The 22677-nt window shown below is 64.9% G+C and carries 23 protein-coding genes; 12 read left to right on the plus strand and 11 right to left on the minus strand.

Going from position 1 to position 22677, the window contains the following annotated elements; genetic code table 11:
• Positions 1 to 2 precede the first annotated feature (2 nt).
• The 3 genes from D2N39_RS11055 to D2N39_RS11065 form a co-directional block, all read right to left on the minus strand.
• Positions 3 to 1166 carry an alpha-hydroxy acid oxidase gene (locus tag D2N39_RS11055; RefSeq protein WP_119134836.1) on the minus strand — a complete coding sequence of 388 codons (1164 nt, stop codon included), beginning with the start codon at positions 1164 to 1166 and terminating at the stop codon, positions 3 to 5.
• A 65-nt stretch (positions 1167 to 1231) separates the two neighbouring features.
• A complete protein-coding gene (locus D2N39_RS11060) occupies positions 1232 to 1555 on the minus strand; it encodes an antibiotic biosynthesis monooxygenase family protein (RefSeq protein WP_119134837.1) in 324 nt (107 codons plus the stop codon).
• Positions 1552 to 1875, minus strand: a complete 324-nt coding sequence (locus D2N39_RS11065; protein ID WP_119134838.1) for an NIPSNAP family protein — start codon at positions 1873 to 1875, stop codon at positions 1552 to 1554. Before D2N39_RS11065 ends, D2N39_RS11060 begins: the two co-directional genes overlap by 4 nt.
• Before the next feature lie 82 nt (positions 1876 to 1957).
• Between D2N39_RS11065 and D2N39_RS11070 the strand changes: the two genes are divergently transcribed.
• Positions 1958 to 2683, plus strand: coding sequence for an ArsR/SmtB family transcription factor (locus D2N39_RS11070; RefSeq protein ID WP_119134839.1), 726 nt, complete (start codon positions 1958 to 1960; stop codon positions 2681 to 2683).
• On the opposite strand, the gene trpA is transcribed toward D2N39_RS11070, so the two are convergent.
• Complete coding sequence (gene trpA, locus D2N39_RS11075; protein ID WP_119134840.1) at positions 2671 to 3462, minus strand: tryptophan synthase subunit alpha; 792 nt, start codon at positions 3460 to 3462, stop codon at positions 2671 to 2673. The genes D2N39_RS11070 and trpA overlap by 13 nt on opposite strands.
• Positions 3463 to 3591: 129 nt before the next feature.
• On the opposite strand from trpA, the gene ychF reads away from it, so the two are divergent.
• Positions 3592 to 4689, plus strand: a complete 1098-nt coding sequence (ychF, locus tag D2N39_RS11080; RefSeq protein ID WP_054302396.1) for a redox-regulated ATPase YchF — start codon at positions 3592 to 3594, stop codon at positions 4687 to 4689.
• Positions 4690 to 4769: 80 nt separating this feature from the next.
• Here the strand turns inward: ychF and D2N39_RS11085 are convergent, their stop codons facing one another.
• Both D2N39_RS11085 and menC read right to left on the minus strand, forming a co-directional pair.
• On the minus strand, positions 4770 to 5477 hold the full coding sequence (locus D2N39_RS11085) for a GNAT family N-acetyltransferase (protein ID WP_119134841.1): 708 nt from the start codon (positions 5475 to 5477) through the stop codon (positions 4770 to 4772).
• Entirely contained in the window at positions 5474 to 6586 is a 1113-nt protein-coding gene (gene menC, locus D2N39_RS11090) for an o-succinylbenzoate synthase (RefSeq protein WP_119134842.1), read from the minus strand. Before menC ends, D2N39_RS11085 begins: the two co-directional genes overlap by 4 nt.
• A 181-nt stretch (positions 6587 to 6767) precedes the next feature.
• Between menC and D2N39_RS11095 the strand changes: the two genes are divergently transcribed.
• Positions 6768 to 6947, plus strand: a complete 180-nt coding sequence (locus D2N39_RS11095) for a CTP synthetase (RefSeq protein WP_119134843.1) — start codon at positions 6768 to 6770, stop codon at positions 6945 to 6947.
• An 85-nt stretch (positions 6948 to 7032) separates the two neighbouring features.
• Positions 7033 to 7518, plus strand: coding sequence for a cytochrome b (locus D2N39_RS11100; RefSeq protein ID WP_119134844.1), 486 nt, complete (start codon positions 7033 to 7035; stop codon positions 7516 to 7518).
• Between the two features lie 6 nt (positions 7519 to 7524).
• Here D2N39_RS11100 and D2N39_RS11105 read toward each other — a convergent pair whose 3' ends face one another.
• On the minus strand, positions 7525 to 8298 hold the full coding sequence (locus tag D2N39_RS11105) for an alpha/beta fold hydrolase (protein WP_119134845.1): 774 nt from the start codon (positions 8296 to 8298) through the stop codon (positions 7525 to 7527).
• A gap of 120 nt (positions 8299 to 8418) precedes the next feature.
• Here D2N39_RS11105 and D2N39_RS11110 point away from each other — a divergent pair, with 120 nt between their 5' ends.
• On the plus strand, positions 8419 to 8790 hold the full coding sequence (locus tag D2N39_RS11110) for a hypothetical protein (protein ID WP_119134846.1): 372 nt from the start codon (positions 8419 to 8421) through the stop codon (positions 8788 to 8790).
• On the opposite strand, the gene D2N39_RS11115 is transcribed toward D2N39_RS11110, so the two are convergent.
• Positions 8735 to 9631: a DUF817 domain-containing protein gene (locus tag D2N39_RS11115; protein WP_119134847.1), complete on the minus strand. Its 897-nt coding sequence runs from the start codon at positions 9629 to 9631 to the stop codon at positions 8735 to 8737. The genes D2N39_RS11110 and D2N39_RS11115 overlap by 56 nt on opposite strands.
• A 95-nt stretch (positions 9632 to 9726) precedes the next feature.
• Positions 9727 to 11019 carry a serine hydroxymethyltransferase gene (gene glyA / locus D2N39_RS11120; RefSeq protein WP_119134848.1) on the minus strand — a complete coding sequence of 431 codons (1293 nt, stop codon included), beginning with the start codon at positions 11017 to 11019 and terminating at the stop codon, positions 9727 to 9729.
• 204 nt (positions 11020 to 11223) lie between these two features.
• On the opposite strand from glyA, the gene D2N39_RS11125 reads away from it, so the two are divergent.
• Positions 11224 to 11979, plus strand: a complete 756-nt coding sequence (locus D2N39_RS11125) for an NAD kinase (RefSeq protein WP_119134849.1) — start codon at positions 11224 to 11226, stop codon at positions 11977 to 11979.
• A gap of 91 nt (positions 11980 to 12070) precedes the next feature.
• Here the strand turns inward: D2N39_RS11125 and prpE are convergent, their stop codons facing one another.
• Positions 12071 to 13963, minus strand: a complete 1893-nt coding sequence (gene prpE / locus D2N39_RS11130) for a propionate-CoA ligase PrpE (protein WP_119134850.1) — start codon at positions 13961 to 13963, stop codon at positions 12071 to 12073.
• A gap of 258 nt (positions 13964 to 14221) precedes the next feature.
• Positions 14222 to 16501 carry an NADP-dependent malic enzyme gene (locus D2N39_RS11135; RefSeq protein ID WP_119134851.1) on the minus strand — a complete coding sequence of 760 codons (2280 nt, stop codon included), beginning with the start codon at positions 16499 to 16501 and terminating at the stop codon, positions 14222 to 14224.
• Between the two features lie 248 nt (positions 16502 to 16749).
• Here D2N39_RS11135 and D2N39_RS11140 point away from each other — a divergent pair, with 248 nt between their 5' ends.
• From D2N39_RS11140 to D2N39_RS11165, 6 genes are all read left to right on the plus strand, one after another.
• A complete protein-coding gene (locus D2N39_RS11140; protein ID WP_119134852.1) occupies positions 16750 to 17157 on the plus strand; it encodes a cytidine deaminase in 408 nt (135 codons plus the stop codon).
• Complete coding sequence (locus D2N39_RS11145; protein ID WP_119134853.1) at positions 17154 to 18467, plus strand: thymidine phosphorylase; 1314 nt, start codon at positions 17154 to 17156, stop codon at positions 18465 to 18467. The genes D2N39_RS11140 and D2N39_RS11145 overlap by 4 nt, the downstream gene beginning before the upstream one ends.
• On the plus strand, positions 18464 to 19660 hold the full coding sequence (locus D2N39_RS11150) for a phosphopentomutase (protein WP_119134854.1): 1197 nt from the start codon (positions 18464 to 18466) through the stop codon (positions 19658 to 19660). Before D2N39_RS11145 ends, D2N39_RS11150 begins: the two co-directional genes overlap by 4 nt.
• A complete protein-coding gene (locus tag D2N39_RS11155; protein WP_119134855.1) occupies positions 19657 to 20646 on the plus strand; it encodes an adenosine deaminase in 990 nt (329 codons plus the stop codon). Before D2N39_RS11150 ends, D2N39_RS11155 begins: the two co-directional genes overlap by 4 nt.
• Positions 20643 to 21275 carry a uracil phosphoribosyltransferase gene (gene upp / locus D2N39_RS11160; RefSeq protein WP_119134856.1) on the plus strand — a complete coding sequence of 211 codons (633 nt, stop codon included), beginning with the start codon at positions 20643 to 20645 and terminating at the stop codon, positions 21273 to 21275. The genes D2N39_RS11155 and upp overlap by 4 nt, the downstream gene beginning before the upstream one ends.
• A 65-nt stretch (positions 21276 to 21340) precedes the next feature.
• Positions 21341 to 22660, plus strand: coding sequence for an SPOR domain-containing protein (locus D2N39_RS11165; RefSeq protein WP_158589807.1), 1320 nt, complete (start codon positions 21341 to 21343; stop codon positions 22658 to 22660).
• Positions 22661 to 22677: the final 17 nt, after the last annotated feature.

A 22677-nucleotide genomic window follows, 5' to 3' on the forward strand; every position in this document is an offset into this window, starting at 1 on the left:
GCTCAGGCCCAGTCGCCTTCGAAATCCTTAGGCACCAGCAGGTTATGCGGCCCGAGGTTCCTGATGTCCCGCTCGCCGCACAGCGCCATGGTGGTGTCCAGCTCCTTGTGGATGACCTCCAGCGCCTTGGTCACGCCGGCCTCGCCCATCGCGCCCAGCCCGTAGATATAGCTGCGCCCGATCATCGTGCCATCCGCCCCCAGCGCCAGCGCCTTCAGCACGTCCTGACCCGAGCGGATGCCGCTGTCGAGCAAGATTTCCGTCTTGCCCTTCACCGCCCGCACGATGGAGGGCAACATGCGGATCGAGGACAGCGCCCCGTCAAGCTGCCGTCCGCCGTGGTTGCTGACCACGATGGCATCGGCGCCGAAATCGGCAGCGCGCTGCGCGTCCTCGACATCCAGAACGCCCTTGAGGATCAGCTTGCCGCCCCAGCGGTCGCGGATGCGCGCGACCTTGCCCCAGTCAAGCTGCGGGTCGAACTGTTCCGCCGTCCAGCTGGACAGCGAAGACAGATCGCCCACGCCTTTCGCATGGCCCACGATGTTGCCGAAGGTGCGCCGCTTGGTGCCCAGCATGCCCATGCACCATTCGGGTTTGGTCATCATGTTGAGGATATTCGGAAGGGTCAGCTTCGGTGGCGCCGACAGCCCGTTCTTCAGATCCTTGTGCCGCTGGCCGAGGATTTGCAGATCCAGCGTCAGCACCAGCGCCGAACAGCCCGCCGCCTTGGCGCGGTCGATGATGCGATCGACAAAATCCTCGTCCCGCATGACATATAGCTGGAACCAGAAGGGTGCGGAGGTATGGGCCGCCACATCCTCGATGGAACAGATCGACATGGTGGACAGGGTGAAGGGCACGCCGAATTTTTCGGCCGCGCGCGCCGCCTTGATCTCGCCATCCGCCGATTGCATGCCGGTAAAGCCCACCGGTGCCAGCGCCACGGGCATGGCGACCGGCGTGCCGATCATGGTTCCGGCGACCGTGCGGTTCGACATGTCCACCGCCACCTTCTGCCGCAGCCGGATCTTTTCGAAATCCGTCACATTCTCGCGGAAGGTCTGTTCGGTATAGCTGCCGGATTCCGCGTAATCGAAGAACATGCGCGGGGTGCGGCGGGCGTGCAGGCGCTTCAGATCGTCGATGCAGGTGATGACAGGCATACGAACCTCCGATATTGGTTAGTTTCCCTTACCAATATCGGAGATTTCGCGCAACTGCTTTCCCGTCAGCCCGGCACTTCGGTCCGGTCATGCAACCCATAGTCGCGCCGCACCTCGGCCACACGCAGCCGGTAGGCGGTGAACAGCCCGCTGCGCCCGGCCTGTTGCGCCAGCCGGTGTTCTGTGGTTTCGCGCCATGCGCGCACCGCATCCTCGTCCCGAAAGAAAGACAGCGAGAGCAGCTTGCCGGGGTCTGTCAAGCTTTGAAACCGCTCCACTCCCAGAAAGCCGTCGATCCCCTCCAGCAGCGGCCGCAGATCGGCGGCCTTGGCGATGTAGCTATCGCGTGCATCGGGCGCAGGGGTGACCTCGAAGATGACGGCGATCATGCGCCGCCCCCGTGCGGGGCAGAGGCCAGCCGCAGAAAGGTGCGATCTTCGCGCAGGATGAAGCGCTCTTGCTGGGCAAATTCGTAATTTTCACGCCCCAGCGGATCGGCGGCCAGCCGGGCGCGATAGGCCTCGTATTCTGCCAGCGAGGGGATGTTGTAGATGCCGTAAGCCAGCGTGGACGACCCTTCATGCGGCGCGAAATAGCCGATCAGATCGGCGCCGCAACGCGGGATCGCCTGCCCCCAGATGCGGGCATAGCTCTCGAACTGGGTCTTCTTCGTAGGGTCGATGTGGTAGCGGATGATACAGGTCAGCATGGGACCCTCCTTTCACATCCGCTTGTGCCCGATTGTGTGAAGGTAATGTTTCGGCCATGATCGAACTGTGGAGGACGCCGTGATGAAAGAAGGTCCAGACCTCGCCCGCATCGCCGCGCTGATCGGCGAACCGGCGCGCGCCAATATCCTGACCGCGCTGATGGCGGGACGGGCGCTGACGGTGACGGAGCTTGCAACCGAGGCGGGGGTGACGGTGCAGACCGCCTCGGGCCATCTGGCGCGGCTGGAGGAAGGCGGGCTGGTGGTGCCGCGCCGGTCCGGTCGGCACAAGTATTTTGCCCTGCGCGGCGCCGAGGTCGCGCGGGTGCTGGAGGCTTTGCTGGGTCTTGCCGCCGCGCGCGGCCATCTGCGCAGCCGCCCCGGCCCGCGCGATCCGTCGCTGCGCGCGGCGCGGGTCTGTTACGATCACATGGCGGGCGAGGCGGGGATACGGCTTTACGACAGCCTGCTGGCGCGCGGCTTCCTTGGCCCGGCGCCCGAAGGGCTGGCCCTGACCGAGGCAGGCGCGGCTTTCGTGACCGGCTTCGGCATCGACCTTGCCACGCTGCGCGCCGGGCGGCGGCGTGTGCTCTGCCGCGATTGCCTGGACTGGAGCGAGCGGCGCAGCCATCTGGCCGGGGCGCTGGGCCGCGCGCTGCTCGATCACATGCTGGGTCAGGACTGGCTGCACCGGGTCGAGGGCAGCCGCGCCTTGCGCTTCACCTCCGCCGGGCGCCGCGCCTTTGACGCGGCCTTTCCGCCCGTGGACCATTGGTTCCCCGAGGGGACGAACCCTCAGGCCGCGTGAGCGCCCGCCGCCAGTGCGGCCACGGTGTTCAGCACCTCGGCCACCGGCTTGCCCGCGCCGATTTCCTTCACGATGGCCGAGCCGACGACGCAGCCATCAGCGATGCCGGCGATGGCCTGCGCATTCTCGGGCGTGGAGATGCCGAAGCCCACCACGACCGGCAGATCGGTCGCCGCCTTGATCCGCGCGACCTCGGGCGCCACATCGGCCGCCTGTGCCGCCGCCGCGCCGGTGATCCCGGTGATCGAGACGTAATAGACGAATCCGCTGGTGTTTTGCAGCACCTTCGGCAGCCGGCGGTCATCGGTGGTCGGCGTCGCAAGGCGGATGAAGTTCAGCCCGGCGGCCTGCGCGGGCAGGCACAGCTCGCTGTCTTCCTCGGGCGGCAAGTCCACCACGATCAGCCCGTCGATGCCGGCCTCTTTCGCCTCGGCCAGAAAGCGGTCGACGCCGCGCGAATAGATCGGGTTGTAGTAACCCATCAGCACGATAGGTGTCGTCTGGTCGCCCGCGCGGAAAGCGCGCACCATGCCCAGCACCTTGTCCATCGTCATGCCGCCATCCAGCGCGCGCTGGCCTGCAAGCTGCACCGTCGGGCCATCGGCCATCGGATCGGTGAAGGGCATCCCCAGCTCGATCACATCGACCCCGGCGCCCGGCAGACCCTTCATCACCTCAAGCGAGGTTTCCGCATTCGGATCCCCCCCCATGATATAGGCGACGAAGGCCTTTTTGCCCTCGGCCTTCAGGGCGGCGAACTTGGCGTCGATCCGGGTCATGGCGGTCCTCTTCTGCACTCCGCTCCGATGTGCCGCGAAGCGGGGCAGAAATCAATGGGGCTTGGGCCGGTGCTTGCGATTCCGCCGTGCAGGCCCTAAGAGCGGGCGGAGTTTCGAAAGGGGATCGCCATGGGCTTCAGGATGGGCATCGTCGGGCTGCCGAATGTGGGCAAGTCCACGCTCTTCAACGCGCTGACGCGCACCGCTGCCGCGCAGGCCGCGAACTTCCCCTTCTGCACCATCGAGCCGAATGTGGGCGAGGTGGCGGTGCCCGATCCGCGGCTGGACAAGCTGGCCGCCATTGCCGGGTCGAAGCAGATCATCCCGACGCGGATGACTTTCGTCGATATTGCCGGTCTGGTGCGCGGTGCATCGAAAGGCGAGGGGTTGGGCAACCAGTTTCTGGCCAATATTCGCGAATGTGACGCGATTGCCCATGTGCTGCGTTGCTTTGAAGATGGCGACATCACCCATGTTGAGGGCCGCATCGACCCGGTGGCCGATGCCGAGACCATCGAGACCGAACTGATGCTGGCGGATCTGGAGTCGATCGAACGCCGCCGCGCCAATCTTGCCCGCAAGCTGAAGGGCGGCGACAAGGAATCGGCCGATCAGGATCGTTTGCTCGCGCTCGCGCAGGTCGCGCTGAACGATGGCAAGCCCGCCCGCAGCGTTCAGGTCGCGGCGGATGACCTGAAGCAATGGCGGATGCTGCAACTTCTGACTGCGAAGCCGGTGCTTTACGTCTGCAACGTCGAGGAATCGAAGGCCGCAGAGGGCAACAGCCAGTCGGCCCGGGTGGCCGAGATGGCGGCGAAGATCGGTGCCGCCTCGGTGGTGATTTCGGCGAAGATCGAGGAAGAGATCAGCCAGTTGCCCGAGGACGAGGCGGCGATGTTCCTTGAGGAAATGGGCCTGCACGAGGCGGGGTTGGATCGGCTGATCCGTGCGGGTTATCAACTACTTGGCCTGCAAACTTACTTCACCGTCGGCCCGAAGGAGGCGCGCGCCTGGACCATCACCAAGGGCACACTGGCGCCTGCGGCGGCAGGCGTCATCCATGGCGATTTCGAAAAGGGGTTCATCCGCGCCGAAACCGTTGCCTATGACGATTACATCGCCGGCAAGGGCGAGGCGGGCGCGAAAGAGGCGGGCAAGTTCCGCGTCGAGGGCAAGACCTATGAGGTGCAGGACGGTGACGTGCTGCACTTCCTGTTCAACGGTTGATCCTGCGCCGCAATGTATGAAAAACAAAAGGACCGCCAGCTTCTGGCGATCCTTTTGCTTCGAAATGTCGGAATTTGGTGTCAGCTACGGCTCAGCAGATAGCATTTCCGCTTGGCATCGAAGCCGGTGATGCGCAGCCCTGCGCTGAAAGCGGCTTGCATCCGCGCCCGGTTCTCCAGCCGCAGCGCGCGGGCCATATCGGGGGCGCCGGTCAGGAGGTCACCGAAATCGGCAGGGATCTCGATTTCTTCGGCTATCTGATTTGGTGTCAGCGGCTGCCCTGCCGCCGCCGCGACCACGCGCGGGCTTTGCAGATGCCAGTCCGCCATCAGCCGGTCAGAGGGGGCGCCTTTGTTGATCCCTTCCATCTCGCCGTAATAATCCGGCAGATAGGTTTGTGCGGAAGCGGCAAGCCGGTGGATGTTCAGCGCCGCATTGGCAAGTCGCAGCGGATCGTAGGTCCAGCGCACATGGGTAATGCCCCGCGCCAGACACCAGTCGCGTTGATACCATTTCAGCCGCAGACCCAGCCCCAGACCACGCGCCCGCGCCAGAACGGCCAGCCGGTGCGAATGCTGCACGCCCGGCGTCGCGGTGGGGAAGCCGAAGACATAGCCCAGCAGCGTGTCACCCTCGAAAGCCCCGGCGACCAGCCCGCCCTCGTGCTGGATCACCATCATCAGATCGGCCGGGTCTTCCTTGTCGCCTTCGCCCCAGACCTGCCGTTGCAATTCTTCCGCCGCACGGAATTCGGACATGCCGGAAAGATCGCGGATTTCCAGTGTCATGGGCGGAACTCCTCTGGCGTATCGGAAACACGGTTCAGGAAGTCACGATCAAGCGTGACGCCGATACCCGCGCCTTCGCGCGGCACGGCCATGTAGCCTGCCTCGGTTTCCAGCTTCTGTTCGATGATGTCGCGGTGGAAATAGCGGCTGGCCGAGGAGACGTCACCGGGTTTGGTAAAATTCGGTAGCGTGGACAGGTGGATATTATGCGCCCGCCCGATGCCGCTTTCCAGCATGCCGCCGCACCAGACCGGCACGTTGAAGGCCGCGCTCAGGTCATGGATGCGCAGGCTTTCGATATAGCCGCCCGACCGTCCGACCTTGATGTTGATGACCCGCGCCGCATCGGTTTGCAGGGCCTTGCGGCAATCCTGCACGGTGCGGATGCTTTCATCCAGACAGATCGGCGTGCGCAGACGGGCTTGCAGCGTAGCGTGATCGTGGAGGTCGCTCCAGGCCAGCGGCTGTTCGATATAGTCAAGATCGAAGGCATCCATCTGCTGAAGCAGCGCCGTATCGGCCAGCGAATAGCAGGAATTTGCATCGACGGTCAGATGGGCGCCGGGAAACTCCTGCCGCGCGGCACGCAAAAGCGCGAGGTCGTGTCCCGGTTTCACCTTCAGCTTGATCCGGCGATAGCCCTGATCCAGATGAGCCGCGATGCGGTTCATGGTTTCGTCGATCGGCCCGATGCCCAGCGACACCCCGACCTCGACACTGTTGCCCGCGCCGCCCAGCACATCGGCCAGTGGCAGGCCCAGCGATTTCGCCCACAGATCCCAGACCGCCATTTCCAGCGTGGCAATCGCCATGCGATGCCCGCGCCAGGGCGCGATCAGCGGCGTGATCGCCTGCGGATTGGCCAGCCGCCGCCCCAGAACGCCGGGGATCAGCACCGTGCGCAGCAGTGCCAGCGCGCCGGGCAGGCTTTCGTCCAGATAGTCGGGTAAGGGGTCCATCACCCCTTCGGCATAGCCCTCGATGCCATTCGCACGAAGCGTCAGCAACGGGAACAGTTTTTCCGTCATGGTGCCCGTGGAGATGGTGAAGGGCGTCACGAGGGGCAGGCGCACAAGGCGCAATTCGGCACTGTCGATTGTCAGGGACATGGGTTCGCTCGGTTCGGGTCGGCGCAGTCTTCGGGCGTAGCGCGGGGGCGTCAAGCGCGCCGCGACGCTTTGCCACTCTTTTCGGGCAGAACGCCGTGTCAGCGGTTGATGCGGATCAATGCGCCGCTCGCGCCGCCGTGATCGGGTGGCTGCGAACGCGCCGGATGACAAGAGGCATGTAATGAACCGTCTGATGATGATCATCTTCTCCATGGCGTCTACCTCGCTCATGGGTATCGGGATTGTCGCCGCCCTGACCATGGGACTGGTGACGCTGAAAGCCATTCTGGTGGCTGCGGCGGTCGGCTTTGTTGTGGCGATCCCGGTCAGCTGGCTTGTCGCCCGACAGATCGAAGGCTGAGCCGCGACGGAAACGCATGAAGCTGGCGTATCATGGGCTGTAAACAGTGCCATGGCGCCATGGCCGCAACACCCCGGAGTATCCCATGCCCAAAGGCTATTCCCGCAGCCAGATCGTGCTGCACTGGCTGACCCTTGCCGTGATTGCGTGGCAGTTCATAGGCCACGACGCGATTTCCGCCGCGTGGCGCAGCCTGCGACAGGGGGGCAGCCCGGCCTTTGATCCTCTGGTTGCCGGCCATGTGGCTGGTGGCATCGCAGTGCTGGTTTTCGCGGTGTGGCGGATCGTGTTGCATCGCCGCCGCGGCGCGCCTGCGCCGATCGAGGGCGGCCCGGCGATCCTTCGCCCGCTGGCCAAACTGGTCCATGCCGGGCTTTATGTGGCGATGATTGCCCTTGCGGTGACCGGCGGCATGGTATGGTTTGGCGGCATTGCCAGCGCGGCCGAGGTACATGAAGTGCTGAAAGCCGTGCTGCTGGGGCTGATCGCCCTGCATGTGGCGGGTGCGCTGTGGCATCAGTTCGTGTTGCGGGACGGGCTGATGCAGCGCATGGCCCGCCCGCCAGAGTAAGCGCGTTCAGGCGTCGAGGAACACTTTCAGCGTCTCTTCGAACTCGCGCGGCTTGTCGGCGTGCAGCCAGTGCCCGGCCCCCGGCAGCTTGGCGAAATGCGCGTTGGGAAACAACGCGCGGATCGCCGGGCGGTAGTCCGGCTTCACATAATGGCTGTCGCCCCCTGTCAGGAACAGGGTTGGCCCGTCGAATTGCCCTGTCGGATCGGGCCAGCCCACAATCTTGGGCATCTCCGCCTCAAGAACATCTAGGTTCAACCGCCAGCGCGGTCCGCCTTCGGCCTTCAGGTCCAGGGATTGCAGGAAAAAGGCGCGCAGCGGTGCCTCGGGCACGGTTTCCGCAAGCCTGCGGTCAGCCTCGCCGCGTGTGGCAAGGTCGTTCAGATTCAGCCCACGCATCGCAGTGATGTATTGCGTCTGGTCATGCGCATAGGGCACGGGTGCGATGTCAGCCACTACCAGCCGCCGCACCAGGCCCGGATGGGTCAGCGCCAGCATCATGGATGCCTTGCCCCCCATCGAATGCCCGATCACATCGGCCTGCCCGCCATGCGCCGCGATCACCTCGGCCAGATCGGCGGCCATGTCGGGGTAGCTGTGGGTCGGGAAACGCGGGCTTTCACCATGATTTCGCATATCCACCGCCAGCACCGTGCGCCGTTCCGACAGGCGGCGGGCGATGACGTTCCAGTTCCGCGCCGAGCCGTAAAGCCCGTGCACAATAAGGATGGGCGGCAGGTCCGAGGCGGTTACGGCGGGGTAATGGATCGTGTTCAGCATGGCACAGAAATAACCGAGCCTTCCTGCGGCCGCCAGAGCGGTTGATGCCTTGCGCCTGCAAGCGTAATCTGCCGCGCAAGGGCGGTGCCAGACCGCCGGGCAAGGGCAGACGAGGCACAGATGGGCGCGATTACCATTCAGCAGATGGCAGACCGGGTTGCGGGGCTGATGGAGGACCGGCTGCGCATCAAGGGCAATGGTCTGGCAGAGAAACTGGGCCGCGGCGGGCGTCGCCTGCCGCGCAAGGTCCGGGTCGCTGCGGAGCGGCTGGCCGAGGCGGCGCATATGTCGCAAAACCCGAAGCTTCTGTTGCAGGTGGACGAAGGCGAGGTGGCTGAAGCCTATGACATCTGCCTCCGCCATCTGTCGCCGCTGGGGGCGTCGGCCCGCCGCAAGGGCGCGATGATGTCGATCTTTGCGCAGGTGGCCTTCGGTCTTATCGTTGTGGCCGGGCTGGTTGTGCTGGTTCTGAAGATGCGCGGGCTGATGTAGGGGGCGGCGACTGCGGATACAGGGCGGAGCGGCTGACCAGCGTAACCGTGACGAAAGCGACGTAAAGCAGCAGATACCAAGAGCCCAGCTTCGCAAAGCTGACGATCTGGCCCGCGACCTGGCCGGAATAGAGCCAGGTTCCCGTGGCCGTTCCGATGTTCTCGGCGAGCCAGAGCGCCAGGCTCGACAGAAAAGCCGCCACCGGCAGCGGCATCCACCAGTCGCGGTCCGAGATGCGGAACCAGATTCGCGTGCGCGCAAACAGCAGCACGGATCCAGCGAAAAGCGCGACCCGGATGTCGGGCAGGAAATGATGCGCGAAGAAATTCACATAGATGGCCAGCGCAAACACCACGGTCAGCCAGAACGGCGGATAGGGGGCAAAGCGCATGTCGAACAGCCGGATGACCCGCGCCATGTAGCTGCCGACACTGGCATACATGAACCCGGAAAACAGTGGCACGCCCCAGAGCTTGAACAGGCCTGGCTCGGGGTAGGACCATGATCCGGCGCCGACCTTGAACCATTCCATCGCGGTGCCTGTCAGGTGAAACAGCAGGATGACGCGGGCTTCCTCCCATGTCTCCAGCCCTTTCCACAGAAATATGGCCTGCGTGGCGACGGCAAACAGGAACAGCGCGTCATAGCGATGCAGGGCCCAGTCAGGCGACCAGATCGCACGGGTGGCGAGAATGGCGATCAGCAGCAGGCCGCCAAACAGGCAAGCCCAGCCCTGTTTCAGAACGAACATCACAAGTTCGGCCAGACCGAACGGCAGCCGTGCGCGCGCCCAGTCGCCAAGACGGCGTTCCAGCCGGGTGCTGTGCGGGGCATGGGGCATCGGGATTACTCGGAACGCCGGGTCAGGAGGCAAAACTTTTCAGGAAAGTTTTTGCAAGAAATTCGGGGCCCCGGCGTGCCGGGGCCCCGCGCCGGTCAGAGACCGGGATAGAGCGGGAAGCGGGCGCAGAGTTCGGCGACTTTGGCGCGCACTGCGGCCTCGACCTCGCCATTGCCATCCTCGCCATTCGCGGCAAGACCATCGACCACTTCCACGATCCAATCAGCGATCAGGCGGAATTCGGCCTCGCCGAAGCCGCGGGTGGTGCCCGCCGGGGTGCCCAGACGGACACCCGAGGTCACGGTCGGCTTTTCAGGGTCGAAGGGGATGCCGTTCTTGTTGCAGGTGATATGGGCGCGGCCCAGTGCCTTCTCGGTCGCATTGCCCTTCACGCCTTTCGGGCGCAGGTCCACCAGCATGACGTGGGTGTCGGTGCCGCCGGTCACGATGTCCAGCCCGCCCTTCATCAGCTGGTCGGCCAGCGCCTGCGCGTTGACCACCACCTGCGCGGCATAGGCCTTGAACTCGGGCCGCAGCGCCTCGCCGAAGGCCACCGCCTTGGCTGCGATGACATGCATCAGAGGGCCGCCCTGGATGCCCGGGAAGATGGCCGAATTGACCTTCTTGGCGATATCCTCGTTGTTTGTCAGGATCATGCCGCCACGCGGGCCGCGCAGGGTCTTGTGCGTGGTGGTGGTCGCCACATCGGCATAGGGGAAGGGCGAGGGATGCTGACCGCCAGCCACGAGGCCCGCGAAATGCGCCATGTCCACCATCAGGAAGGCGCCCACCTTGTCGGCGATGGCGCGGAATCGGGCGAAGTCGATCTGGCGCGGCACGGCCGAACCGCCGGCGATGATCAGCTTGGGCTGGTGCTCATCGGCCAGACGCTCGACCTCGTCATAGTCGATGCGGCTGTCCTGCTGGCGCACGCCATATTGGACGGCGTTGAACCATTTGCCCGACTGGTTCGGCGCGGCGCCGTGGGTCAGGTGACCGCCCGAGGCGAGGTTCATGCCCAGAATGGTGTCGCCCGGTTTCAGCAGTGCGTTGAACACGCCCTGGTTGGCCTGCGAGCCCGAATTCGGCTGGACGTTCGCGAAGGTGCAGCCAAACAGCTTGCAGGCGCGCTCGATGGCAAGGTTTTCCGCCACGTCGACGAACTGGCAGCCGCCGTAGTAGCGCTTGCCCGGATAGCCCTCGGCATATTTGTTGGTCATCACCGAGCCCTGCGCCTCCATCACGGCGCGGCTGACAATGTTTTCCGACGCGATCAGTTCGATCTCGTCCCGCTGGCGGCCGAGTTCGTCGGTGATCGAGCCGAACAGCTCGGGGTCGCGGGAGGCGAGGGTTTCGGTGAAGAAACCGGGATCGCGGATGTCGGTCATGGGCGTCTCCTGACAAGGAAGGGCGGATTCGCGGTCATTTAGACCATGCCCCAAGCGACAGGGAAGGGTAGAAACCGACATGGACCCGAATTCAAACGAACAGAATGTCGCCTATCGGAAACTTTTCCGTCGCGCTGCACCGCAGAGGCTTGAGTTTGCGCCTGCCGCCCCGCAAGACTGGCGGAAGGATCGAGGAAGGATGCCATGCGGATCAATTTCCGGGCCAGTACAAGCGCTTCGGCGCTGTCCGCCTATACAGCGCTGAGCGACCGCTATGACGATGCGCCGATCCGGTCTGCGGATGTCATCGTGGCATTGGGGGGCGACGGCTTTATGTTGCAGACCCTGCACGAGACGCAGAGCCTTGGCCTGCCGGTCTATGGCATGAATTGCGGCACCATCGGCTTTCTGATGAACGCCTATTCCGAAGAGGCGCTGGAAGACCGGCTGCGCGCGGCGGAAGAGACGGTGATCAATCCGCTGGCCATGCATGCCGTCACCGCCTCGGGGCGCGAGCATCATGCGCTGGCGATCAACGAGGTGAGCCTGCTGCGCGCGGGGCCGCAGGCCGCCAAGCTGAGGATCAGCGTGGACGGACGCGAGCGGATGGCCGAACTGGTCTGCGACGGGGCGCTGGTCTGCACACCGGCGGGATCGACCGCCTATAATTACTCGGCGCATGGACCGATCCTGCCGATCGGTGCCGATGTGCTGGCGCTGACCGCGATGGCCGCCTTCCGGCCCCGCCGCTGGCGCGGGGCGTTGCTGCCCAAGACGGCGGTGGTGCGGTTCGATGTGCTGGAGGCAGCGAAGCGGCCGGTCATGGCGGATGCCGACAGCCGGTCTTTCCGCGATGTGCTGAGTGTGGAGATCCGGTCGGAGCCAAGCGTCTGTCATCGGCTGCTGTTCGATCCGGGGCATGGGCTGGAAGAGCGGCTGACGCACGAGCAATTCATGTGAAACGGCGGCACTTCTGGCCGCCGTTGCAGGAGTATTTTTGCAAGAAGCAAAGGGCAAGGCGCGCGCCCCGTGGCAGGGGCGCGGCTGCGCGTCAGCCTTTGGCGAGGCCGAGGCTTTGCAGGGCGAGCCTGATCTCGTCAAGGATCGCCGGGTCGTCGATGGTCGCGGGCATCTTGTAATCTTCATTGTCCGCGATCTTGACCATGGTGCCGCGCAGGATCTTGCCCGAGCGGGTCTTGGGCAGGCGATCCACCACGACGGCGCGTTTGAAATCGGCCACCGGGCCGATACGGTCGCGCATCAGTTTGATGCAGCCTTTCACCACCTCGTCATGCGGGGTGTTGGCGCCTTTCTTGAGGCAGAGGAAGCCGAGCGGCGACTGGCCTTTCAACGTGTCGCTGACCCCGATCACCGCGCATTCGGCCACATCCGGATGCGAGGCGAGCACCTCTTCCATGGCGCCGGTCGAGAGGCGGTGGCCCGCGACGTTGATCACGTCATCGGTGCGCGCCATGATGTAGAGATAGCCGTCCTCGTCGATATAGCCCGCATCGCCGGTTTCATAATAGCCGGGGAAATGGCTGAGGTAGCTTTTCTTGAAGCGGTCATCGGCGTTCCACAGCGTCGGCAGGGTGCCGGGGGGCAGCGGCAGTTTCACCGCGATGGCGCCGAGCGTGCCTGCGGAGACCGGGTGGCCGCCTTCGTCCAGTACCTGCACGTCATAGCCCGGCATCGGCACCGAGGGCGAGCCAAGCTTGACGGGAAGTTCCTCGATCCCCAGCGGGTTGGCGGCGATGGCCCAGCCGGTTTCGGTTTGCCACCAGTGGTCGATCACCGGCACGCCGAGGTGCTTTTGCGCCCATTGGATCGTGTCGGGGTCGGCGCGTTCACCGGCAAGGTAGAGGGCCTTGAGGTGCTTGAGGTTATATTCGCCGATGAATTCTCCTTCGGGATCATCGCGGCGGATGGCGCGGAGCGCGGTGGGGGCGGTGAAGAAGCTTTTCACCTTGTTTTCGCTGATGACGCGCCAGAAGGTGCCTGCATCCGGTGTGCCGACGGGTTTGCCCTCGAAGACGACGGTCGTGCAGCCGGCGATCAGCGGGCCGTAGCAGATATAGCTGTGACCGACGACCCAGCCCACATCCGAGGCGGCCCAGAAGACGTCGCCAACGCCCACGTCATAGACGGCGCGCATTGTCCAGTTCAGCGCGACCAGATGGCCTGCGGTGGGGCGCACCACGCCCTTGGGCTGGCCGGTCGTGCCAGAGGTGTAAAGGATATAGGCCGGGTGATCGCCCTCGACCGGCACGCATTCGGCCGGCTCCACCCCGAACTGGAAGGTGTGCCAGGCCACATCGCGGCCCTCGACCAGTTTCGCCACTTCCTGTTCACGCTGGAAGATCACGCAGAAATCCGGCTTGTGCGTGGCCAGTTCGATGGCGCCGTCGAGCAACGGCTTGTAATGTACGATGCGGTTCGGCTCGATCCCGCAGCTTGCCGCGATGATCGCCTTGGGTTTGCAATCGTCGATCCGCACGGCGAGTTCATTGGCGGCAAACCCGCCGAACACGACCGAATGGATGGCGCCAAGACGGGCACAGGCCAGCATTGCCTCCAGCGCTTCGGGGATCATCGGCATGTAGATGATGACGCGGTCGCCCTTTTCCACACCCTTGGCGCGCAGGGCGCCGGCGAGGCTGGCGACGCGGGTTTGCAGCTCCTTGTAGGTGATACCCTTGCGCAGGTGGGTGACGGGGCTGTCATGGATGATGGCCAGCTGATTGCCGCGCCCGGCGAGGACATGGCGGTCCACGGCGTTCCAGCAGGTGTTGACCTGCGCATCGGTGAACCATTCGTACAGGGGCGCGCGGTCGGCATTCAGGGCGCGCGACGGCGGTTTCACCCAGTCGATCGCCCCGGCAGCCTTCATCCAGAAGCCTTCCGGGTCTGCCTTCCAGCTTTGGTAGATTTCCCTGTATGCCATGGTATGCACCCTCCTCCGGTTTGACGGATTGTTACGCGACGTCCGGGTATTGCCGCAACGGTGTTACCGGTCACGACCGCAGGTGCAGGCCAGAAATTTGCAGAAATATGCGATCCAGCATCGGCAAAGTTATGCAAACTCCCTGCAAATGCCTAATTTTGTTGGATCGCAGGGGAAGTTTGCAAATTCTTCAGGGTTTGCAGTTCCAGATGCCGGACTGGGTGAGTCGGCGGCCGCTTGCTTCGGCCGCCATCCCTGTCATCCGTAATGCGCCACCGGTGTTCCGGCGAGGGCTGAAATGTTCAAAAGCCCGCGCGGCGTGATCGAGGGCGTCACGATATGCGCCTTGTTGCCCATGCCCATCAGAATCGGCCCGACCTCCAGCCCGCCCGCCTTCATCCGCAGCATGTTGCGCGCGGCATTGGCCGCATCGGAATAAGCGAAGATCAGGATATTCGCGGTCCCTTCCAGCCGACAACCGGGGAAGATGCGGGCGCGCAGATCGGCGTCCAGCGCGGCGTCAATGCTCATCTCGCCTTCATAGATGAAGCTGCGGGTCTCCGCATCCAGAAGTGCCAGAGCCTCGCGCATCCGGCGGCCCGAATCGCTGTCCAGATTGCCGAAGTTGGAATGCGAGCACAGCGCGACCTTGGGTGTCACGCCAAAGCGTTTGGCATGGCGGACGGCGCCCAGCGCGGTCTGGGCGATCTGTTCAGGGGTGGGGATCGGGTTCACCTGGGTATCGGCGATGAACAGCGGCCCGTCCTCAAGGATCATCAGGCTGAGCGCACCATGTGCCGACAGGTTACCCCGGCCCAGAACCTGCGAGATGTAGTTCAGATGCCAGAGATATTGTCCGAAGGTGCCGCAGATCAGGCTGTCGGCATCGCCACGATGCACCGCGATGGCGCCAATGGCGGTGGTATTGGTGCGCAGGATGGCGCGGGCTAGATCGGGTGTAACGCCGCGCCGGGCCATAAGCTCGTGATAGCTGCCCCAGTAATCGCGGTAACGGGCGTCGCTTTCAGGGTTGATGACCTCGAAATCCCGGTCCGGGCGGATCGGCAGGCCCGCGCGTTCGCAGCGCCGGGCCATGACCTCGGGGCGGCCAATGAGGATCGGCTTGTCGGTCATTTCCTCCAGCATCGCGTTGGTCGCACGCAACACGCGCTCATCCTCGCCCTCGGCAAAGATGATGCGGCGTTCGGCATTGCGCGCGGCCTCGAACACCGGGCGCATGATCAGTGCCGATTTGAAGACCGAGCCGTTCAGCCGTTCACGATAGGCGGCAAGGTCGTCGATGGGGCGGGTGGCGACGCCCGACTCCATCGCGGCTTTCGCCACCGCGCTGGCGACGACGCCGATCAGCCGGGGGTCGAAGGGTTTGGGGATCAGGTAATCCGGCCCGAAACTGAGCTTTTCGCCACGATAGGCGGCGGCGGCTTCGGCGCTGGTGGTGGCGCGGGCCAGTGCCGCGATGCCTTCGATACAGGCAAGTTGCATCGCGTCATTGATCTGCGTCGCGCCAACGTCCAGCGCCCCCCGGAAGATGAAGGGGAAGCACAGCACGTTATTGACCTGATTGGGAAAATCGCTGCGGCCGGTAGCGATGATCGCGCCGGGGGCGACGGCGCGCACCTCGTCGGGCAGGATTTCCGGCGTCGGGTTGGCCAGCGCAAAGATGATCGGGTTTTCCGCCATGCGCGCCACCATTTCAGGTTTCAGCACGCCGGGGCCGGAGAGGCCGAGGAACATGTCGGCGCCGTCGATCACCTCGCCCAGCGTGCGCTTGTCGCTGGCTTGGGCATAGGCGGCCTTTTGCGGGTTCATGTCGATCTCGCGGCCCTCATGGACCAGACCGTGAATGTCGCAAAGCCAGACGTTTTCGCGCTTCACCCCGAGTTTCAGCAGCATGTTCAGACAGGCAATGCCCGCCGCCCCGCCGCCGGTGCTGACGATCTTTATGTCCTCGAAGCGTTTGCCCGCGACATGCAGCGCATTGGTCGCGGCGGCGCCCACCACGATGGCGGTGCCGTGCTGGTCGTCATGGAACACAGGGATGTTCATTCGCTCGCGGCACAGCTTTTCCACTACGAAACAGTCGGGGGCCTTGATGTCCTCAAGGTTGATGGCGCCAAAAGTCGGTTCCAGCGCGCAGACGATATCGGCCAGCTTCACCGGGTCCGGTTCATTTAGTTCAATGTCGAAACAATCAATATTGGCGAATTTCTTGAAAAGGACGGCCTTGCCCTCCATCACCGGCTTGGAGGCCAGCGCGCCGATATTGCCAAGGCCTAGGACGGCAGTGCCATTTGTCACAACGGCTACCAGATTTCCCCTTGTGGTGTAACGGCTTGCGGTGGATGGATCGGCCTTGATCTCAAGGCAGGCTTCGGCCACACCGGGCGAATAGGCGCGCGACAGGTCGCGGCCATTGGCCAGCGGCTTGGTTGCCCGGATCTCCAGCTTTCCCGGTTTGGGGTATTCGTGATAATCCAGCGCGGCCTGACGCGCGCTGTCCTGGCGGGTCTCGTCCATTCCGTCCTCCCGAAATCTGGTTTAGGGTTAAACCAGATTCTCCACTCAATAAAAAGCGGCATTGCGCGCTGCATGGCGCCTATGCGCCGGATGCCGCATCTGCTCCCTCCCCATACTGTGCCGTCAACGCCGGGTCGCCGCAATCGCGGAAAACCGCAAGTGGGCAGGCGCCCGGCCGGGGCGGCGGCTTGCGCGCGACGCGGGGCTGCCGCACAATCCGACCTGTTGGTCAAATTCGTGAGGCACCCATGTCCACCCCCGATCCTGCCCTGCTGCATGCCGCGACGGCGGTGCGCGAGAATGCCTATGCGCCCTATTCGCGCTTCAAGGTGGGCGCGGCACTGCGCGGGGCCTCGGGCGCTGTCTATGCCGGCTGCAATGTGGAAAACGTGGCCTACCCCGAGGGCACCTGTGCCGAGGCGGGCGCCATTGCCGCGATGGTCGCGGCGGGGGAAACCCGGTTCACCGAGGCGCTGGTGATCGCCGACAGCCCGGACCCGGTGCCACCCTGTGGGGGCTGCCGTCAGAAGCTGGCCGAATTTGCGGCGGGCGATGTGCCCGTCACGCTCTGCACCACCGAGGGGGCGCAGATGCGGACCAGCGTGGCCGAGTTGCTGCCCGGTCGTTTCAGTGCCGTGCACATGGACCGCACATGACCGACGCCCGCGCGATCATCGCCACTTTGCGCGACGGCGAGCATCCGGGGGCCGAAGACCTGCGCTGGTTCGCACACGGCCTTGCCTCGGGCGAGGTGACGGATGCACAGGCCGGGGCCTTTGCCATGGCGGTGGTTCTGCGCGGGCTGGGCGAGGCGGGGCGCGTGGCGCTGACGCAGGCGATGCGCGACAGCGGCAAGGTGCTTCGCTGGGATCTGCCCGGCCCGGTGATCGACAAGCATTCTACCGGGGGCATCGGCGATTGCGTATCGCTTCTGCTGGCGCCTGCGTTGGCCGCCTGCGGGGCCTGCGTGCCGATGATCTCGGGCCGTGGCCTTGGCCATACCGGCGGCACATTGGACAAGCTGGAGGCAATACCGGGGTTCCGCACCGGATTGGACGAAGCGGCGCTGCGGCGGCAGCTTGGTCAGGTGCGCTGCGCCATCGTCGCCGCCAGCGCCGACATCGCCCCGGCGGACCGGCGGCTTTACGCGATCCGCGATGTGACCTCGACGGTGGAAAGCATCGACCTCATAACTGCCTCGATCCTGTCGAAGAAGCTGGCGGCGGGGTTGCAGGCGCTGGTGCTGGATGTGAAGGCCGGGTCAGGGGCCTTCATGAAAACCGGGGCCGAGGCGGAGGCTTTGGCCCGCGCGCTGGTCAGCACGGCGAACGGGGCGGGGTGCAAGACTTCCGCCTTGATTACCGACATGACGCAGCCGCTGGCCCCCTCGGCCGGCAATGCGCTGGAGGTGATCGAGGTGATGGAGGTGCTGACCGGCGGCCCGCTGCGCACCCGCCTTGGGGCGCTGACCGCAGCCTTGGGCGGCGAGGTGCTGGCGCTGGCCGGCCTTGCCACCGATGCTGTTGAGGGCGAGGGGCTGGTGGCCGAGGCACTGGAAAGCGGGGCCGCGGCGGAATGTTTTGGCCGGATGATCGCCGCACAGGGTGGGCCTGCCGATTTCGTGGACCGCTGGCCCGACAGGCTGCCCTCCGCCCCCGTCATGCGCCCGGTTCCGGCACCCGAAGCGGGCTTTCTGGCGGCGGTGGATGGGTTCCGTCTGGGCGAGGCCGTGGTGCATCTGGGCGGTGGCCGCTTGCGCGATGGTGACCGGGTGAATCCGGCTGTTGGCCTTGCGGGGCTGCCCGAGATCGGGACCGAGATTTTCCGCGGCCTGCCTCTGGCGGTGGTGCATGCGCAATCCGAGGCTGCGGCAGAGGTGGCTGCGGCGGCGGTTGTTGCCGCTTGTCGGATCAGCGAGGATCGGCCAGAACCGCCGCCCTTGGTATGGAAGAGGATCGCCGCATGAGCCGCGCGTTTCTGGTTGTTATGGATAGTCTGGGCATTGGCGGTGCCCCGGATGCCGCCGCCTTTGGGGACGAGGGCGCGAATACCGTCGCCCATATTGCCGAAGCCTGTGCGGCGGGGCGGGCCGAACAGGGCCGCAGCGGGCCCTTGCGGATGCCGGTGCTGGATGCGCTGGGGCTGGGGGCGGCGCTGCAACTGGCCTCGGACGCGCGGGTGCCGGGGCTGGGCGCGGTGCCGACCGGCCTTTGGGGCGCGGCAACCGAGGTTTCGCATGGCAAGGATACACCCTCCGGCCATTGGGAGCTGGCGGGTGTGCCAGTTCCCTGGGACTGGAGCTATTTTCCCGAAACCGTGCCCGCCTTCCCGCAAGACCTCGTGGCCGAGGTCTGCCGTCTGGCGGGGACTGACGGGATCCTTGGCAATTGCCACGCCTCGGGCACCGAGATCATTGACCGGCTGGGCGCCGAACACATGCGCAGCGGCTGGCCGATCTGCTATACCTCGGCGGACAGCGTGTTCCAGATCGCCGCGCATGAGGAAAGCTTTGGCCTCGACCGGCTGATCGCGCTGTGCGAGGGGCTGGCACCTCTGCTGCATGCCCGGCGTGTGGGGCGCGTAATTGCACGGCCCTTCGTCGGCCAGCCGGGCAGCTTCAGCCGCACGGCCAACCGCCGGGACTTTGCCATCGCGCCGCCCGCGCCCACGCTGCTGGACTGGGTGCAGGATGCCGGGCGCCCGACCCATGCCATCGGCAAGATCGGCGACATCTTCTCGCATCGCGGGATTGGCAAGCTGCACAAGGGCAAGGACGACGCTGCACTTTTCGATCATCTGGATCGGCTGGCGGATGAGGCGGAGCCGGGCAGCTTGATCTTTGCGAACTTTGTCGAGTTCGACAGCCTGTATGGCCACCGCCGCGACGTTTCAGGCTATGCCCGCGCGCTGGAATGGTTCGATGCGCGGGCAGGGGGCTTTCTGGCCCGGTTGCGCCCCGGTGACATGGTGCTGTTCACCGCCGATCACGGCAATGATCCCACATGGCGTGGCACCGAACACACGCGCGAACGGGTGCCTGTGCTGATTGCCGGTCGGGGCGCGGGCAGCCTTGGGCTTTGCGCCTTCGCCGATGTCGCCGCGAGCATTGCCACCCATCTGGACATCCCGGCGCAAGGGCCGGGGCGGAGCTTCCTGTGACGCTGAAAGAGCAACCCAAGATAGAATTGCACCTGCATCTGGAAGGTGCGGCCCCGCCCGCCTTCATCCGGGGGCTGGCGGCAGAAAAGCGCGAGGATATCTCGGGCATCTTCGACGAAGGCGGCGGTTATGCCTGGCGTGATTTCCGGCATTTCCTGCGCGTCTACGAGGCTGCGACCTCGGTTCTGCGCAGCCCCGAGGATTACCGTCGCCTCACGCTGGCCGTGCTGGAAGAAAGCGCCGCCCATGGCGTGATCTATAGCGAAACCTTTCTCAGCCCGGATTTCTGCGGTGGCCGGGATGTGACGGCATGGCGCGATTATCTGGCCGCTATCGAGGATGCGGCGGCAGAGGCCGAGGCGAAAATGGGCATCACGCTGCGCGCCATCATCACGCCGATCCGTCATTTCGGCCCGGAAAAATCGCGGGACGTGGCGATCTGTGCTGCTGAAACCGCCGGGCGTTTCGTCACCGGCTTCGGCATCGCCGGGGATGAAATGATCTGCGAGCCGAAAGATTTCGCATGGGCCTTCGATTGCGCCCGCGAGGCCGGGCTGGGGCTGACGGCGCATGCCGGGGAATGGCGCGGACCACAGCACATCCGCGACACACTGGCGGCGCTGGCACCAAGCCGCATCGGCCACGGTGTGCGGGCTATCGAGGATCTGGCGCTGGTCGATGAACTGGCCGAACGCGGCACGGTGCTGGAGGTTTGCCCAGGCTCGAATATTTCGTTGGGAATCTACCGCGACTGGCGCAAGCACCCGATCGGGCAACTTTATGACCGGGGCGTCAAGGTCACGGTGTCCACCGATGATCCGCCGTTCTTCCACACCACGATGACCCGCGAATGGGACCGGCTTGCCGATGCCTTCGACTGGGATCAGGGCGTGTTCGACACGCTCAACCGCACCGCGCTTGACGCCGCCTTCTGCGACCGCGACACCAAAGAGAAACTTGCCAAGAGACTGGAGCCCCGCGCATGACCGAACATCTGACTGTCGTGAACCACCCGCTGGTGCAGCACAAGCTGACCATCATGCGCGACAAGAATACCTCGACCGCCGGGTTCCGTCGCCTGCTGAAAGAGATCAGCCTGCTGCTGGCCTATGAGGTGACGCGCGAGTTGGACATGACCACCACCCGCATCGAAACGCCGCTTCAGCCGATGGATGCCCCCACGCTGGATGGCAAGAAACTGGCGCTGATTTCCATTTTGCGGGCGGGCAACGGGCTGCTGGACGGTATTCTGGAGCTCATCCCGGCGGCGCGCGTGGGCTTTGTCGGATTGTATCGTGACCCGGAAACGCTGCAACCCGTGCAGTATTACTGCAAGGTGCCGGACCGTCTGGATGAACGCATCTGCATCGTGGTTGATCCCATGCTGGCGACCGGCAATTCCAGCGTCGCGGCGATTGATCTTCTGAAACAATCGGGGGCCAAGAACATCCGATTCCTGTGCCTTCTGGCGGCGCCCGAGGGGGTGCAGCGCATGAGAGAGGCGCATCCCGACGTTCCAATCGTCACAGCTTCGTTGGATAGCCACCTGAACGACCATGGATATATTGTCCCTGGGCTAGGGGATGCGGGCGATCGCATGTTCGGCACAAAATAAGCCATTACCTCTTTACCCGAGAACAATCCTGTTGCATGATTCGCCTACTCTATGAGGGGGTCTTCATGCTTCGCAGGTTTGTCGCCGCTGCGGTTTTTTCAGTGTTGTCTGGTGTAACTGTCGCCCAGGCGCAAACAGTGTCGCAGATCGGCGGGCCGCGTGAATTGCCGCCTCCGGGGTTCAAGGGGCAGATGTATGTCGATAGCAGGGGCTGCGTGTTCCTGCGGGCCGGGCTGAACGGTGTCACCAACTGGGTGCCGCGCGTCAGCAAGGATCGCAGGGCGCTGTGCGGCTACCCTCCGACCATGGCCACGCTGGGCAAGCCCGTGCCGGTGGCACCGCAACAGGAGGCTGCGCCGCGTGTGGCTGTCGCGGCGCCTTCGCCGCGTGCCACCGGGGCACCGATGGCGACCGTGGCCACTGTGACCACCCCGCCGCGCATCCGCGCCACTTCGGCCCGGCCGGTTGATCCGGCGCTGCTGCGCGGTGTGCCCGCGCCGGTCGCCATGGCGCATCCGGTGCCGCCTGCCTCGGTCCTCGTGGCGCAGGCGCCGGTTGCCCGTGCGGCCGCCGCGCCGGTCGCGGTCCAGAGCCTTGGGGCCGTGCCCAGTGGCCGCAAGATTGCCTGCTATGCCTCGGCCCCGGTGCCGAAGCTTTACGCGCTGTCCAATGGCGGCACGGCGGTTCTGTGCACCCGTGGCGATGGATCGCTGAATGGGGCGCATGCGCCGATCTATGCCCGTGTTGCACAGGGGGAAGGCCGCCGCGTTGGTGCGGGCCTTTATGAATCCGCTGGCGCCACGGTGAGCCGCGGGGCGATGACGGTCAATGACATCGGCAGTTCCGACCGCGCCACGGTGATCGTGCGCCGTGCCGATGTGACGGAGGAGTTCCCGGTTCCGAAAGGCTACAAGAGCGCGTGGAAAGACGACCGCCTGAATCCCCATCGCGGGGTTGGCACGGTTTCGGGGCAGGCTGCACAGGACCAGATCTGGACCCGTGACGTTCCGGCGCAACTTGTGGCGGATCAGGCATCGGGCAAGACCCGCCGTCTGGTCGTGGTTTCGACCAAGAACAAGGCGGCCCCTGTGCGCAAGGTTCAGGTTTCCTCCATGGGTGCCACGCGGGCTCCGGCCAAGGTTGCAACGCAGGCGACGGCCGGGCGCATGTTTGTGCAGGTCGGCACCTTTGGCGTGCCCGCGAATGCCGAGGGTGCGAAGGCCCGGCTGCGCGCCGCAGGCCTTCCGGTCGGCACTTCGCGTATCAGCAAGGGCGGCAAAGCGCTTCAGATCGTGCTGGCGGGGCCGTTTGGCGATGCCGGTTCGGCACAGGCAGCCTTGGGGGCTGCACGGCGCGCGGGCTTTGGCGACGCTTTCATCCGGTAATTCTCCGCAGGCAAAAA

The sequence above is a fragment of the Gemmobacter lutimaris genome (genome assembly GCF_003570715.1).
GTDB classification, from domain to species: Bacteria; Pseudomonadota; Alphaproteobacteria; order Rhodobacterales; family Rhodobacteraceae; genus Gemmobacter; species Gemmobacter lutimaris.

Bases quoted from the DNA above. Each gene is read 5' to 3' on its own strand.
- D2N39_RS11055 (WP_119134836.1), bottom strand. From the start codon at position 1,166: ATGCCTGTCATCACCTGCATCGACGATCTGAAGCGCCTGCACGCCCGC.
- D2N39_RS11060 (WP_119134837.1), bottom strand. From the start codon at position 1,555: ATGATCGCCGTCATCTTCGAGGTCACCCCTGCGCCCGATGCACGCGAT.
- D2N39_RS11065 (WP_119134838.1), bottom strand. From the start codon at position 1,875: ATGCTGACCTGTATCATCCGCTACCACATCGACCCTACGAAGAAGACC.
- D2N39_RS11070 (WP_119134839.1), top strand. From the start codon at position 1,958: ATGAAAGAAGGTCCAGACCTCGCCCGCATCGCCGCGCTGATCGGCGAA.
- trpA (WP_119134840.1), bottom strand. From the start codon at position 3,462: ATGACCCGGATCGACGCCAAGTTCGCCGCCCTGAAGGCCGAGGGCAAA.
- ychF (WP_054302396.1), top strand. From the start codon at position 3,592: ATGGGCTTCAGGATGGGCATCGTCGGGCTGCCGAATGTGGGCAAGTCC.
- D2N39_RS11085 (WP_119134841.1), bottom strand. From the start codon at position 5,477: ATGACACTGGAAATCCGCGATCTTTCCGGCATGTCCGAATTCCGTGCG.
- menC (WP_119134842.1), bottom strand. From the start codon at position 6,586: ATGTCCCTGACAATCGACAGTGCCGAATTGCGCCTTGTGCGCCTGCCC.
- D2N39_RS11095 (WP_119134843.1), top strand. From the start codon at position 6,768: ATGAACCGTCTGATGATGATCATCTTCTCCATGGCGTCTACCTCGCTC.
- D2N39_RS11100 (WP_119134844.1), top strand. From the start codon at position 7,033: ATGCCCAAAGGCTATTCCCGCAGCCAGATCGTGCTGCACTGGCTGACC.
- D2N39_RS11105 (WP_119134845.1), bottom strand. From the start codon at position 8,298: ATGCTGAACACGATCCATTACCCCGCCGTAACCGCCTCGGACCTGCCG.
- D2N39_RS11110 (WP_119134846.1), top strand. From the start codon at position 8,419: ATGGGCGCGATTACCATTCAGCAGATGGCAGACCGGGTTGCGGGGCTG.
- D2N39_RS11115 (WP_119134847.1), bottom strand. From the start codon at position 9,631: ATGCCCCATGCCCCGCACAGCACCCGGCTGGAACGCCGTCTTGGCGAC.
- glyA (WP_119134848.1), bottom strand. From the start codon at position 11,019: ATGACCGACATCCGCGATCCCGGTTTCTTCACCGAAACCCTCGCCTCC.
- D2N39_RS11125 (WP_119134849.1), top strand. From the start codon at position 11,224: ATGCGGATCAATTTCCGGGCCAGTACAAGCGCTTCGGCGCTGTCCGCC.
- prpE (WP_119134850.1), bottom strand. From the start codon at position 13,963: ATGGCATACAGGGAAATCTACCAAAGCTGGAAGGCAGACCCGGAAGGC.
- D2N39_RS11135 (WP_119134851.1), bottom strand. From the start codon at position 16,501: ATGGACGAGACCCGCCAGGACAGCGCGCGTCAGGCCGCGCTGGATTAT.
- D2N39_RS11140 (WP_119134852.1), top strand. From the start codon at position 16,750: ATGTCCACCCCCGATCCTGCCCTGCTGCATGCCGCGACGGCGGTGCGC.
- D2N39_RS11145 (WP_119134853.1), top strand. From the start codon at position 17,154: ATGACCGACGCCCGCGCGATCATCGCCACTTTGCGCGACGGCGAGCAT.
- D2N39_RS11150 (WP_119134854.1), top strand. From the start codon at position 18,464: ATGAGCCGCGCGTTTCTGGTTGTTATGGATAGTCTGGGCATTGGCGGT.
- upp (WP_119134856.1), top strand. From the start codon at position 20,643: ATGACCGAACATCTGACTGTCGTGAACCACCCGCTGGTGCAGCACAAG.
- D2N39_RS11165 (WP_158589807.1), top strand. From the start codon at position 21,341: ATGCTTCGCAGGTTTGTCGCCGCTGCGGTTTTTTCAGTGTTGTCTGGT.